The 12,518-nt window shown below is 71.4% G+C and carries 12 protein-coding genes; 3 read left to right on the top strand and 9 right to left on the bottom strand.

What is annotated here, in order from left to right; all coding sequences use genetic code 11:
• Positions 1-5: 5 nt before the first annotated feature.
• From V8J39_RS07890 to V8J39_RS07850, 9 genes are all read right to left on the bottom strand, one after another.
• On the bottom strand, positions 6-1,421 hold the full coding sequence (locus tag V8J39_RS07890; protein ID WP_336460348.1) for a M20 family metallopeptidase: 1,416 nt from the start codon (positions 1,419-1,421) through the stop codon (positions 6-8).
• A gap of 16 nt (positions 1,422-1,437) precedes the next feature.
• Positions 1,438-1,752 (bottom strand): phosphoribosyl-ATP diphosphatase, encoded by a 315-nt coding sequence (locus V8J39_RS07885; protein ID WP_336460347.1) that lies wholly within the window; start codon positions 1,750-1,752, stop codon positions 1,438-1,440.
• Positions 1,749-2,510, bottom strand: a complete 762-nt coding sequence (gene hisF, locus V8J39_RS07880) for an imidazole glycerol phosphate synthase subunit HisF (RefSeq protein WP_336460346.1) — start codon at positions 2,508-2,510, stop codon at positions 1,749-1,751. The genes V8J39_RS07885 and hisF overlap by 4 nt, the downstream gene beginning before the upstream one ends.
• Positions 2,511-2,721: 211 nt before the next feature.
• Positions 2,722-3,453 carry a 1-(5-phosphoribosyl)-5-[(5-phosphoribosylamino)methylideneamino]imidazole-4-carboxamide isomerase gene (gene hisA / locus V8J39_RS07875; RefSeq protein WP_336460345.1) on the bottom strand — a complete coding sequence of 244 codons (732 nt, stop codon included), beginning with the start codon at positions 3,451-3,453 and terminating at the stop codon, positions 2,722-2,724.
• A 90-nt stretch (positions 3,454-3,543) separates the two neighbouring features.
• Entirely contained in the window at positions 3,544-4,476 is a 933-nt protein-coding gene (locus V8J39_RS07870) for a glutaminase (RefSeq protein WP_336460344.1), read from the bottom strand.
• A complete protein-coding gene (hisH, locus tag V8J39_RS07865; RefSeq protein ID WP_336460343.1) occupies positions 4,476-5,114 on the bottom strand; it encodes an imidazole glycerol phosphate synthase subunit HisH in 639 nt (212 codons plus the stop codon). The genes V8J39_RS07870 and hisH overlap by 1 nt, the downstream gene beginning before the upstream one ends.
• Positions 5,114-5,701: an imidazoleglycerol-phosphate dehydratase HisB gene (gene hisB, locus V8J39_RS07860; RefSeq protein WP_336460342.1), complete on the bottom strand. Its 588-nt coding sequence runs from the start codon at positions 5,699-5,701 to the stop codon at positions 5,114-5,116. Before hisB ends, hisH begins: the two co-directional genes overlap by 1 nt.
• A gap of 388 nt (positions 5,702-6,089) precedes the next feature.
• Entirely contained in the window at positions 6,090-8,498 is a 2,409-nt protein-coding gene (locus tag V8J39_RS07855; RefSeq protein ID WP_336460341.1) for a sensor histidine kinase, read from the bottom strand.
• Positions 8,488-9,162 carry a response regulator transcription factor gene (locus V8J39_RS07850; RefSeq protein ID WP_336460340.1) on the bottom strand — a complete coding sequence of 225 codons (675 nt, stop codon included), beginning with the start codon at positions 9,160-9,162 and terminating at the stop codon, positions 8,488-8,490. Before V8J39_RS07850 ends, V8J39_RS07855 begins: the two co-directional genes overlap by 11 nt.
• A gap of 219 nt (positions 9,163-9,381) precedes the next feature.
• Between V8J39_RS07850 and V8J39_RS07845 the strand changes: the two genes are divergently transcribed.
• The 3 genes from V8J39_RS07845 to V8J39_RS07835 are packed head-to-tail and all read left to right on the top strand — an operon-like array spanning position 9,382 to position 12,346.
• Positions 9,382-10,347: a Bug family tripartite tricarboxylate transporter substrate binding protein gene (locus V8J39_RS07845; RefSeq protein WP_336460339.1), complete on the top strand. Its 966-nt coding sequence runs from the start codon at positions 9,382-9,384 to the stop codon at positions 10,345-10,347.
• Positions 10,348-10,404: 57 nt separating this feature from the next.
• On the top strand, positions 10,405-10,842 hold the full coding sequence (locus tag V8J39_RS07840; protein WP_336460338.1) for a tripartite tricarboxylate transporter TctB family protein: 438 nt from the start codon (positions 10,405-10,407) through the stop codon (positions 10,840-10,842).
• A 13-nt stretch (positions 10,843-10,855) separates the two neighbouring features.
• Complete coding sequence (locus V8J39_RS07835; protein WP_336460337.1) at positions 10,856-12,346, top strand: tripartite tricarboxylate transporter permease; 1,491 nt, start codon at positions 10,856-10,858, stop codon at positions 12,344-12,346.
• The last annotated feature ends 172 nt before the right edge of the window (positions 12,347-12,518 follow it).

The following is a 12,518-nucleotide window of genomic DNA, read 5'->3' as shown; positions in this document are numbered from 1 at the left end:
GCGCCTCAGCGCCCGTCTTCTGGCCGGGTGCGGCCGGTCTCATTGGTGCGCCCATCAGTGCGGCCGTCACCGATTTCGCCAAACAGCCCCGTCATCGCGATCAGCGCCTGGCGCAGCAGCGGCGCCAGCGCGTGCTCGTCGGGCGCGTGCTGGTTGCAGCCGGCATAGCTGTGCGGGATCCAGACCGTGGGCAGGCCCAGCGTCTCGGCAAAGCAGCCGTTCGGCAGCGAACCGCCGAGGTTCGGCAGCAGGTGCGGCCGCAGGCCCGTGGCGCGCTCGAGCGCGGCGGCGACGGCGGTGACCCAGGGGTGGTCGGGATCAAGCCGGGTGGCGCCGAAGTCGCTGTCGCCCGGGTCGCGGATCTCGACCATGCCGAAGCCCGCGGCGTCGAGGTGGCGGCGCAGCGCGGGCAGGATCGCGCGCGGGTCGGTGCCGGTGACGAAGCGCAGCTGGCAGGTCGCGCGCGCCGAGCCCGCGATCGCGTTCACCGGCGCTTCGGGGCGGCCCGCGTGCAGGGCGAGGATGGCGAAGCTGTTCCAGCCGAACACCCGCTCGGCCGGGCTGAGGCCGGGTTCGCCCCACTGCTCGGACAGCGCGAAGCCGGCCTCGACCGGGGGCAGGGCGGCCAGGATCTCGCGCAGGCGGGGGGTGAGGCTGTCGGGCCGCCATTCGGGCACCCGGATCGCGCCGCGCGCGTCGGTGATCACCGCCAGCGCCTGCGCGAGGATCATCGCCGGATCGGCGAGCAGCCCGCCGAAATTGCCCGAGTGATGGGCGCCCGCGCGCAGGTTCACGACCAGCTCGAAGGTCTTGGCCCCGCGCGCGCCGGTGAAGATCGTCGGCCGGTCGGGCGCCAGCCGCGGCCCGTCCGAGGCGATCAGAACGTCGGCCGCCAGCGCCTGCCGCTCGGCCGCGCAGAAGGCGTCGAGCCCCGGCGAGCCGGTCTCCTCGCCCATCTCGATCAGCAGCTTCGCATTGAACCCGAGCCGCCCGCGCTCTGCGATCAGCAGGCCCAGCGCGGCGATGTTGACGAGGTGCTGGCCCTTGTTGTCGGCCGCGCCCCGGCCATAGAGCCGGTCGCCCTCGGCCGTCAGCCGGAACGGCGACAGGCCCGCGCGCCAGTCCGCGGATTGCGCGCGGATCACGTCGCCATGGCCGTAGATCAGCACCGTCGGCAGCGCCGGATCCTCGATCCGCGTGGCCAGCAGGATCGGCGGCGCGCCGGCGACGGGATTGTCGTGCACCCTGCCGTCAAAGCCCATCGGCGCGAGCAGCGGCAGCAGCACGTCGTCGAGATAGGCGCGCAGGTGCGGCGCGGCCGCGGGGTCCTGGCTTTCGCTCGGGATCGCGACGGCACGGGCCAGAAGCGCGGTGAAGTCGCCCGAATCGAACAGCGCGGCGGCGGCATCGGTCAGGGTCATGGCGGTCCTTTCGGGATCAGCCGCGGGCGGCCTTCTCGGCAAGGCCCGAGGTGCCGTGGCGGCGGTCGAGCTCGGCCAGCACGTCGGCCAGGGCGACGTCGCGGGCGGCGAGCATGACCACGAGGTGATAGAGCACGTCCGCCGCCTCGTAGGTCAGCTTGTCGCGGTCGCCCTTCACCGCCTCGATGATCGCCTCGACGGCTTCCTCGCCGAATTTCTCGGCGCATTTCTCGGGGCCGCGCGCCAGCAGCTTCGCGGTCCACGAGCTTTCGGGGTCGGCGCCCCTGCGGGCGGCGACGGTGGCGGCGAGACGGTCGAGCGCGTGGGTCATGCAAGCCTCATCGGGATGCCGGCGGCGGCCATGTGTGCCTTGGCCTCGGCGATGGTGAAGTCGCCGAAATGGAAGATCGAGGCCGCGAGCACGGCCGAGGCGCCGCCCTTGGTCACGCCCTCGACCAGGTGGTCGAGCGTGCCGACGCCGCCTGACGCGATCACCGGCAGCGCGACCGCGTCCGAGATGGCGCGGGTCAGCGGCAGGTTGAAGCCCGCGCGCGTGCCGTCGCGGTCCATCGAGGTCAGCAGGATCTCGCCCGCGCCCTTCGCGGCGACGGTGCGGGCGAAGTCGACCGCGTCGATGCCGGTGGGCTTGCGGCCGCCATGGGTGAAGATCTCCCACCGGCCGGGCGCCACGGTCTTGGCGTCGATGGCGACGACGATGCACTGGCTGCCGAAGCGGTCGGCGGCGCGGGCGACGACGTCCGGATCGGCGACGGCGGCGGAGTTGAAGCTGACCTTGTCGGCCCCGGCCAGCAGCAGCGCGCGCACGTCCTCGGGCGTGCGCACCCCGCCGCCGACGGTCAGCGGCATGAAGCACTGCTCGGCCGTGCGGGTCACAAGGTCGAACATCGTGCCGCGGTTTTCATGCGTGGCGTGGATGTCGAGGAAGCACAGCTCGTCGGCGCCGGCGGCGTCATAGGCCTTGGCGGCCTCGACCGGGTCGCCCGCGTCGCGCAGGTCGACGAAGTTGACGCCCTTGACGACGCGGCCGTCGGCCACGTCGAGGCAGGGAATGATCCGGGTCTTGAGCATGGGCGGTCCCCTTTCGCGGATGCTCTAGCGCGCGCACGGCCCGAGGGGAAGGGCGATGCAGGGGCTGTGGCGAGGGGAGGGGGCGCTGCCCCCTCTTGGCCTGCGGCCAATTCACCCCCGGGATATTTGGACCAACGCGAAACACGCTTTCGCATTGGCTTAAATATCCCCGCCGGAGGCGCAGCCTGTCGCCACGCCGGTCCGGCCGGGGTCAGCGCCGCTTCGGCCTCAGCGCCGCCAGCGCCTCGGCAAGGTCGATGGCGCCGTCGTAGAGGGCCCGGCCCGAGATCGCGCCGTTCAGCATCGGCGCCGCGTCGCGCAGCGCGGTCAGGTCGGCGAGCGAGGAGACCCCGCCCGAGGCGATCACCGGGATGTTGACGGCCTTGGCCAGCGCCGCGGTCGCCTCGACATTCGGGCCGCCCATCGCGCCGTCGCGGTCGATGTCGGTGTAGATGATCGCGGCGACGCCCGCGTCCTCGAAGCTGCGGGCAAGATCGGTGACCATCACGTCCGTCTCGGTCGCCCAGCCCTTGGTCGCGACCCGGCCGTTGCGGGCGTCGATGCCGACGGCGATCTTGCCGGGGAAGACGGTCGCGGCCTCGCGCACCAGCGCCGGGTTGTCGACCGCCACGGTGCCGAGGATCACCCGGGCGAGGCCCTTTTCCAGCCAGCGCTCGATCGTCGCCATGTCGCGGATGCCGCCGCCGAGCTGGCAGGGCACCTTGACGCGGGCGAGGATCGCCTCGACGGCGGCGGCGTTCACCGGCGCGCCGGCGAAGGCGCCGTTGAGATCGACGAGGTGGATCCAGCCGCAGCCCGCCGCCTCGAAGGCTGCCGCCTGCGCGGCCGGGTCGTCCGAGAACACGGTGGCCTGGTCCATGTCGCCCTTGAACAGCCGCACGCAGTTGCCGTCCTTCAGGTCGATCGCGGGATAGAGGATCATGCTCGGGGACTCCTTGCCCACTTTCCGTCGGGGCGCCTCATGCCACGCGGGGGCGCGGGGCTCAAGGGTCGGGGAGGGGGCGGGCGCCCGTCAGCCGAAGACCGACCAGCCGGTGGCGCGGGCCAGCATCTCCATCGCCTCGGTGCCCAGCTTCGAATTGCCGCGGGCATTGAGGCCGGGCGACCAGACCGCGATCGCGGCGCGGCCGGGCGCGACCGCGAGAATGCCGCCGCCGACGCCCGATTTCGCGGGCAGGCCGACGCGGTAGGCGAAATCGCCCGAGGCGTCGTAATGGCCGCAGCTCATCATGATCGCCCCGATCCGGCGCACGCGGTCGGGCGAAACGAGGCGCGGCGTGCCGGGCGCGTTGGTCAGGAACAGGCCCGCCCGGGCAAGCTCGGTGCAGGTCATCTCGATCGCGCACTGGTGGAAGTAGCAGCCGAGCGTGCATTCCACGGCATTGGTGAGGTTGCCATGGGCGGCGATGAAATGCGCGAGCGCCCGGTTGCGGTGGCCGGTGTCGGATTCCGACCGCGCCACCGCCTCGTTGATCCGGATCGGGCCGGTGGCGGGGTCCTGGCCGGCGGCGGTGCGCACGAAGCGCAGGATCTCGCCCAGAAGCTCGCGCGGGGCATGGCCGGCAAGGATCGCGTCGGTGACCACGATCGCGCCGGCATTGATGAACGGGTTGCGCGGGCGGCCGTGCTCGAGTTCGAGCTGCAGGATCGAGTTGAAGGGCTGGCCCGAGGGTTCGCGGCCGACCCGGCTCCAGAGGCTGTCGCCGAGCCGGCCGAGCGCGAGTGCCAGCGTGAACACCTTCGAGATCGACTGGATCGAGAACGGCGTGTCGGCATCGCCCGCGGCATGGACGGTGCCGTCGGGCAGGGCGACGGCGATGCCGAAGCGGCGCGGGTCGACCGCCGCCAGCTCGGGGATGTAGCTTGCGACCTGGCCGCGATCCTCGCTGACCGCCAGCGTGTGCACGATGCGGTCGAGGATCTCGGGGAGCGGCCGCAGCGGCATCAGGGGGCCCAGGCGAGGAAGTTGGCGATCAGCCGCAGGCCGGTGGCCTGGCTTTTCTCGGGGTGGAACTGGGTGCCGATGACGGTGCCGCGCCCGACGATCGCGGTGACGGGGCCGGCGTAGTCGACATGGGCCAGCAGGTCGGCGGAATCGGCGACCTGCATGTGGTAGGAATGCACGAAATAGGCGTGATCGCCGGTCGCGATCCCGTCGAGCACCGGGTGCGCGCGGTCGATCACCAAGTCGTTCCAGCCCATGTGCGGCACCTTCAGCGCCCGGTCGGCCGGGGTGATCCGGGTGACCTCGCCGCCGATCCAGCCGAAGCCCGGCGTGGGTTCGTGTTCCAGCCCGCGCGTCGCCAGCATCTGCATCCCGATGCAGATCCCCAGGAAGGGCCGGCCCTTGACCGTCACCGCCTCGTCGATCGCCTGGTGCAGGTCGGAGCGGTCATAGAGCGCGCGGCGGCAGGCCGGGAAGGCGCCGTCGCCGGGCAGCACGATGCGGTCGGCCTTCGCCACCACCTCGGGGTCCGAAGTGACGGTGACGGTGCCGGCGCCGGTCTCGGCCGCCATGCGCTGGAACGCCTTTTCCGCCGAATGCAGGTTGCCGCTGTCGTAATCGACCAGTGCCGTCAGCATCAGAGCGCGCCCTTGGTCGAGGGCAGCTGGCCCTCCAGCCGCGGGTCGGTCTCGACCGCCATGCGCAGGGCGCGGGCGACGGCCTTGAAGGCGGCCTCGGCGATGTGGTGGCTGTTGAGGCCGTGAAGCTTGTCGACATGCAGCGTGATGCCGCCGTGGGTGGCGAGCGCCTGGAAGAACTCGCGCACCAGCTCGGTGTCGAAGCTGCCGATCTTCTCGGTCGGGAAGTCGAGGTTCCAGACCAGGAAGGGCCGGCCCGACAGGTCGAGCGCGCAGGCGACCTGGGCGTCGTCCATCGCCAGGTTGAAATGGCCATAGCGGCGGATGCCGCGCTTGTCGCCAAGCGCGCGGGCCAGGGCCTGGCCGATGGCGATGCCGGTATCCTCGACCGTGTGGTGGTCGTCGATATGGGTGTCGCCCTGGGTCTGGATGTTCAGGTCGATCAGCGAGTGGCGCGACAGCTGGTCGAGCATGTGGTCGAAGAAGCCCACCCCGGTCTCGTTGCGATAGCTGCCGGTGCCGTCGAGTTCGAGCATGACCGAGACCGAGGTCTCGGCGGTCTTGCGGGTGATGGTGGCGCTGCGCATCGGCTTCTTTCCCTTGAGGACGGGTGCCTTATAGGGCCGGCGCGGGGCTTGGGCAAATGATTGGGTGCGGCTGCGGCCTTGCCCTGCGTTCCGCCCCGCAGGGGCGCGGGGCTTCCGCAAGCTCGGGCGTCCCGGCCGGCGCCGCATCGCGAGGTGCCGGCAGGCGTCGGACCGCCGCCCTGTCCGCTGCCCTGTCCGTCGCGATATCCGCCGCCGCGCGGCGCCCGAGGCCGCGGCTGGCGTGCCTTTCGTGACACGAGGCCAAGCGGCGCCCCGACCCGGTGCCGGCGTCGGCATCGTGGCGCGGACGCGCGCCGGGCCGACTCGAGCGGGCTGGCGAACGCTTGCCCGGGGCCCGACGATTCCGGGCCGGCCGTCGTCGGGCGCGCTAGGGGCTGCCTTCCGACCGCAGCGCCGCCTTCCACCCGGCCATGAACTGTTCGTGCTTGAGCCGGTCGAGGTAGGTCAGCAGGCCCGGGTCCAGCCGGATCGGCAGGAACGTGCCCTCGTGCGCGCGCAGCTGCTCGAGCGCCGGGCTGCTGACATCGGCCGGCGGCAGGATCGGCAAGAGCCGCGTGTCGGTGACCAGGCTGCGCTGCCCGGCCTCGGACAGGACGAATTGCAGGAACCGCAGGCCAAGCTCGGGGTTCTCGGCGGTCCGGGGCACGAAGGCGGTGCGGGTCATCACCAGGTTGTAGTCGTCCAGCAGGTGCACCGCCGTCCGCGGATCGGTCGCGGTCATCGCGTAGGAGCCGATGACGTTGAGCGCCATCGACAGATCGTCGGCCACCGCCGCGCCGATCATCTCGGACGAACAGCAATAGACCCGCGCCGCCGCCCGGCCCATGGTCTCGTTCAGCCGCGAGGCGTCGATGCCCAGTTCGGCATCCTGCGTGGCATAGAGATAGCCGATGCCGGAATAGCCCAGGTCATAGGTGCCGAGCCGGCCGCGCAGCTCGTTCTCGTGCAGGCGGATGAAGGTCGCGAGTTCCTGGTGCGTCCGCGGCAGGTCGGTCGCGGCGAAACGGTCGCGCCGGTAGAGGATCACCGCGGGTTCGAAGGTGAAGCCGAACAGCTCCTGGCGCCAGCTGGCCCAGGCCGGCAGCCGCTCGGCCCCCGGCACGTCGAGCGGCCGCGCGAGGCCGCGGTTGACCAGGTCGACCTGCAGGTCCATCGCCGGGCTGACGACCAGATCCGCGCGCACGCGGCCGGCCAGCACCGCGTCGTGCAGCGGCACGGTCTGGATCTCCTGGTAGGCGACGCGGACGTCCGGGTTCGCGGTCTCGAAGGCGCGGATCAGGCCGCCGATCGCGGCATAGTCGGTGGCGCTGGCCATGTGCAGGATGCTGAGGTCGGCCAGCGCCGGGCGCGGCGCCGCGACCAGCCACAGCGCCGCCAGCACGGCGGCGACGCGCTGCAGCAGCAGGCCCGCGCGCAGCCCGCCGTGGCGCGACCGTTCCAGCCGCAGTTGCCCACCATGCCCCTCGGCGACCGCCCGCACGATCGACAGCCCGAGACCCGAGCCGCCGGGCGCGCCCGACAGCGAGGTGAAGCGCTGCTGGGCCCGGTCGCGGTCGCCGGGCGCGATGCCGGGGCCTGCGTCGGACACGCTGAGGAGCAGCGCGTCATCGCCCGCAGGGTCCAGCGCGATGTCGATGAGGTTGTCCTCGGGGCCGTAGCGGAAGGCATTGTCGACCAGGTTGCGCAAAGCCTCGCGCAGCGCGACCGGATCGCCCCGGACAAGACCGTCCGCGTCGATTCCCGGCGCGACATCGAGCGAGAAGACGATTTTTCGATATCGCGGGTCGCGCAGCGCCTCTCCCAGGAAGTCGCGCAGCAGCGGGACGAGCGCCACGGCCGAGAGATTGCCGGCCTCGGTGCGGTGGATGACCATGGCCTGCGCGAGAAGCTGGTTGGTCAGGCGCACGAGCCGGGCGGACTGCTGTTCGGCGCGCGCGACGCGCCCGCGCATCGCGGCGATGTCGGTCGCATCCGCCGCGAGGCTGATCTGCCCCTGGAGCGCCGAAAGCGACGTGCGGGTCTGGTGCGCGACATCGGCGATGAAGGTTTCCGTCAGCGCCCGGTTCGCGCGCAGCCGCGCGATGAAGCCGTTGATCGCCCCGATCAGGTTCACGATCTCGCGCGGCGGGGCGAGGCGCAGTTCCGACAGGTCGCTGGGCGGGCGGGCCTGCAGCTCGGTCTCGATCTGCAGCAGCGGGCGCAGCGCCGCGCCGATCGCGAACCAGACGCAGGCCAGCCCGATCGCCGAGACCAGCGCGACGCCGGCCATGCCGATCAGGAACAGCGACCGGCGCCGTTCGATCCGCGCCTCGCGGGTCTGGCCGATCTGGACCTCGACCCAGGTGCGGCCGGCGGGCGAGGTCAGCATCCGCCCCTGCACCACGAAGCGCATCACCTCGCCGCCGAAGGGCGCGTCGTAGAAGACCGCGCTGTCCGAGGCGGCGAAACCGCGGGGCAGCGGCAGGCCGGGGGTGCCGGTGATCTCGCCCTCGCCGGGCGAGAACACGCGGTAGACCACCCGTTCGCGCGGCGCGAGCGCCATGATCTGCAGCGCGGTCGGCGGCAGATCGACGGTCGGGCCCTCGGGCGTGGGCCGGGTCCGTTCCAGCATCGCCTGCGCCGCCCCGCCCAGCAGCAGGTCGAAGCTGCCGTTGGCCGCGCGCCCGGCATAGGTCCACAACAGCGCCGAGTTCACCGCGAGAAGCCCCAGAAACCCCAGCGCGATCAGCGTCATCATCCGGCGCCGGATCGACCGGCCGCGCGGCTCAGTCGTCATCGGCCAGATAGGGCAGATAGCCCAGCCCGCGGGCCGTGCGCACGAGCAGCGTCGAGCCCTCGATCTTGCGCCTGAGCCGGGCGAGGATCTGTTCGACCGCGTTCAGGCTGGGCGCCTGGTCGAAGGTGTAAAGCTTGTCGGCGACCTCTTCCTTGGTCAGCACCCGGCCGAGGTTGTCGATCAGGATTTCGAGCAGCTGCACCTCGCGCGCGCGCAGGTCGAGATCGCGCCCCGCCAGCGTCGCGTGACGCGCCGCGCGGTCGAAGCGCAGCGGCCCCGCCTCGAACACGTTGCTGGCCAGCCCCGAGCGGCGGCGCGCCAGCATCCGGCAGCGCGCCGAAAGCTCGCGGAAATCGAAGGGCTTGACCATGTAGTCGTCGGCCCCCGCATCAAGGCCTACGACGCGGTCGTCGATCTCGCTGCGCGCGGTCAGCATCAGGACCGGCGTCGTGTCCCCGCGCGAGCGCAGGGCGCGCAGGATCTCGTAGCCGTTGCGCCCCGGCAGGTTCACGTCCAGCAGCACGAGGTCGAACTGCGCGTGGTGCAGCAGCGCGTCGGCCTCTGCGCCGTCGGCCTCGCGGTCGACGGCATGCCCCTCGGACCGCAGCCGGTCGAGGATGGTGTCGGCCAGCTCGTCGTTGTCCTCGATCAGCAGGATGCGCATGGCGCGAACCTACACGCGCCCGCGGACCCGCGGAAGATGGCGCGGGCAGGGGCCGCGCCCAGGTCAGCGTCACGACAGCTTCGGCTCAGAAAGGCGACAGCGCGCTGGCCTAGTGTCGCGCGACCGGTGGCGGCAGGGCCGTCCGCCGGGATCGGGGCCCGAGGAGGGGCCCGGGCGCGCCATCGCGCGACAACGACAAATCCGTGTCGGGAGGACACCATGACCCTTCGCAGCCTTTCCGCCGCCGCCGCGGCAGCCGTCCTGCTGGCCGTTCCCGCCAGCGCCGAGATCCGTCGCCCCGAATGCGTGGCGCCGGCCCAGCCGGGGGGCGGCTTCGACCTGACCTGCCGCGTCGCGCAGGCCGGCCTTGAGAAGCAGTTCGACCGCCCGATCGAGGTCACCTTCATGCCCGGCGGCATCGGCGCCGTGGCCTTCAACGCCTTCAACACCACCCGCGCCGATGACGCGGACGCGATCGTCGCCTTCTCGACCGGGTCGCTGCTGAACCTCGCGGTCGGCAAGTACGGCAACTGGACCATCGACGACGCCCGCTGGGTCGGCACGGCCGGCGCGGATTACGGCGCCGTCGTCGTGCGCGCCGACAGCCCCTACAAGACGCTTTCCGACGTGATGGACGCGGTGAAGGCCGACCCGTCGAACGTGGTGATCGGCGCCGGCGGCTCGGTCGGGTCGCAGGACTGGATGAAGGCGGCGCTGCTGATGAAGTCGGTCGAGATCGACGCGCGCAAGATGCGCTATGTCGCCTTCGATGGCGGCGGCGACGCGATCGCGGGCCTGCTCGGCGGCTCGATCGCCGTCTACACCGGCGATGTCGGCGAAATGGTGTCGCACCTGGAAGCGGGCGACCTGCGCGTGCTGGCCGCGATGTCGGACGAGCGGCTCGATCCGCCCTTCGACCAGATCCCGACCGCCAAGGAACAGGGCTATGACGCGACCTGGACGATCATGCGCGGCTTCTACGTCGGCAAGGACGTGTCCGACGAGGACTACAACGCGTGGGTCGAGGCCTTCCGCGCCGCCTATGCCACCGAGGAGTTCGCGACGCTTCAGCACGAGAAGGGCCTGATGCCGCTCGACGTCGCGGGCGACGAGCTGACGGCATTGGTCAAGGAGCAGAGCCAGACCCTGCACGCGCTGGCCAAGGACTCGGGCCTCATCCAGTGACGATGGCCGGGGCCCGCGCCCGGCGCCGGCCCCGCCTCCCATCTCCAGGAGATCAGCATGGCTGACCGCATCTTCGCCAGCGTCATGCTTGGCGTCACCGCACTTTATGGCTGGTATGCCGTCTTCGGCATCAGGGCGCCGTTCCAGTACGATCCGCTGGGGCCCGAAAGCTGGCCGCGGCTGCTGAGCCTGGTCGCCGCGCTCTGCTTCGCCGCGATCCTGCTGCGGCCGGGCGTGGCCAGCATGGGCACCGGCCGCCCGACCTGGATCAAGCTTGGCATCATGGCGGTGCTGCTGCTGGGCTATGCCGAGCTGCTCGAGCCGCTGGGCTTCGTGCTGGCGACGCTGGGCTTCGGCGCGCTCGCAGGCCGGCTGCTGGGCGCGGCCTGGACCCGTTCGCTGGCCTTCGGCGCGGTTGCCGGGGTGGTGGGCTACGTCGTCTGCGCGGGCCTGCTGGGGCTGAACCTGCCCGCCGGGCCGCTGCCGCAATTCTGATCGGAAACCTCAGATGAATGAAGTTCTCTCGGGCCTCGCGACCGGCTTCGGCGTCGCGCTGGATCCCTTCAACCTGATGCTGGTGTCGCTGGGCTGCATCGCGGGCACCCTGATCGGCGCGCTTCCGGGCATCGGCCCGATCAACGGCGTCGCCATCCTGCTGCCCATCGCATACGGCCTGGGCTTTCCGCCGGAAAGCGCGCTGATCCTGCTGGCGGGCATCTACTACGGGGCGGAATACGGCGGGCGGATCTCGTCGATCCTGCTCAACGTGCCGGGCGACTCAGGCGCGGTGATGACCACGCTCGACGGCAACCCGATGGCGCGGCGCGGCGAGGCCGGGCGCGCGCTGTCGCTTTCGGCGGTGGCAAGCTTCATCGGTGGCACCTTCGCGGTCATCCTGATGACGCTGTTCGGGCCGATCCTGTCGAAATTCGCCGTGGCCTTCGCGCCGGCCGACTACGTGGCGCTGATGGTCTTCGCCTTCGCCTCGCTGACCTCGCTGGTGGGGTCGAGCCCGGTCAAGACGCTGGCGGGCGCGATGATGGGGCTGATGCTGGCCACGATCGGGGTCGATGCCAACACCGGGGTCAACCGCTACACGATGGGCCTGCCGGACCTCCTGGCGGGGATCGACTTCCTGATCGTGGTGATCGGCCTCTTCGGCATGGCCGAGCTGTTCCACCTGGTCGAGCAGCAGGCCGTCGGCAAGCTGAAAAGCCTGCCCGTCGACAACAGCTTCGTGCGGCTCGCGGACATCACCGGCAACGGCTGGACGCTGCTGCGCTCGTCGGTGATCGGTTTCGTCATCGGCGTGCTGCCCGGCACCGGTGCCTCGGTCGCCTCGGCCGTGGCCTATGGCACCGAGAAGCGGATCAACGGCGGGAAGGGCACCTTCGGCAACGGCGATCCGCGCGGCCTGATGGCGCCCGAGGCGGCCAACAATGCCGCGGCCGGTGGCGCGATGGTGCCGATGCTGACCATGGGCATTCCCGGCTCGGGCACCACGGCGATCCTGCTGGGCGCGCTCTTGATGTTCAACATCACGCCCGGCCCGCTGCTGTTCACCCAGCACCCCGAGATCGCCTGGGGCCTGATCGCCTCGATGTACATCGGCAACATCGCGCTTCTGGTGATCAACCTGCCGCTGGTCGGGCTGTTCGCGCGGATGCTGACGCTGCCGCAGCAGTACCTGACGCCGCTGATCGCGATCCTGTCGTTCATCGGCATCTACTCGATCGTCGGCAACCCGTTCGACCTGTTCCTGATCATCGCGCTGGGCATCTTCGGCTGGGTGCTGCGCAAGCTCGACTTCTCGCTGGCGCCGGTGATCCTGGGCTTCGTGCTGGGCGGGCTGTTCGAGAACAACCTGCGCCGCGCGCTGTCGATCTCGGGCGGGGACTGGTCGATCCTGGTGCAAAGCTGGCAGAGCCTGCTGCTTTATGCGCTGACCGCGACGGTCATCGTGCTGCCGTTCCTGCTGGCGCGCCGCCGCGCGGCCTGAGACCGCCTGAAAGGACAACCGCGCCGCGGCCACCCGTTCCGGTGGCCGCGGCCGCTTTCGTCAAGCGGGCGGCCGCGGAGGACGCTGGGGTCCGTCTCACCCGGTCCGCCCGGTGCGCGCCGATGCGGGGCCGCGGTTGGCACGAAGCGGCGGCCCCCCGGGGGGCCGCCGC

It is taken from the genome of Frigidibacter sp. MR17.24 (assembly GCF_037095655.1).
GTDB lineage: Bacteria > Pseudomonadota > Alphaproteobacteria > Rhodobacterales > Rhodobacteraceae > Frigidibacter.
The sequence above is the reverse complement of the archived record's forward strand: the minus strand, read 5'-3'. Positions and strand labels throughout refer to the sequence as shown.

Coding starts and splice junctions, on each gene's coding strand:
- hisB (WP_336460342.1), bottom strand. CDS start 5,701: ATGCGCAGCGCCACCATCACCCGCAAGACCGCCGAGACCTCGGTCTCG.
- V8J39_RS07855 (WP_336460341.1), bottom strand. CDS start 8,498: ATGACGACTGAGCCGCGCGGCCGGTCGATCCGGCGCCGGATGATGACG.
- V8J39_RS07835 (WP_336460337.1), top strand. CDS start 10,856: ATGAATGAAGTTCTCTCGGGCCTCGCGACCGGCTTCGGCGTCGCGCTG.
- V8J39_RS07890 (WP_336460348.1), bottom strand. CDS start 1,421: ATGACCCTGACCGATGCCGCCGCCGCGCTGTTCGATTCGGGCGACTTC.
- V8J39_RS07845 (WP_336460339.1), top strand. CDS start 9,382: ATGACCCTTCGCAGCCTTTCCGCCGCCGCCGCGGCAGCCGTCCTGCTG.
- V8J39_RS07840 (WP_336460338.1), top strand. CDS start 10,405: ATGGCTGACCGCATCTTCGCCAGCGTCATGCTTGGCGTCACCGCACTT.
- hisA (WP_336460345.1), bottom strand. CDS start 3,453: ATGATCCTCTATCCCGCGATCGACCTGAAGGACGGCAACTGCGTGCGG.
- V8J39_RS07870 (WP_336460344.1), bottom strand. CDS start 4,476: ATGCCGCTGCGGCCGCTCCCCGAGATCCTCGACCGCATCGTGCACACG.
- V8J39_RS07850 (WP_336460340.1), bottom strand. CDS start 9,162: ATGCGCATCCTGCTGATCGAGGACAACGACGAGCTGGCCGACACCATC.
- V8J39_RS07885 (WP_336460347.1), bottom strand. CDS start 1,752: ATGACCCACGCGCTCGACCGTCTCGCCGCCACCGTCGCCGCCCGCAGG.
- hisF (WP_336460346.1), bottom strand. CDS start 2,510: ATGCTCAAGACCCGGATCATTCCCTGCCTCGACGTGGCCGACGGCCGC.
- hisH (WP_336460343.1), bottom strand. CDS start 5,114: ATGCTGACGGCACTGGTCGATTACGACAGCGGCAACCTGCATTCGGCG.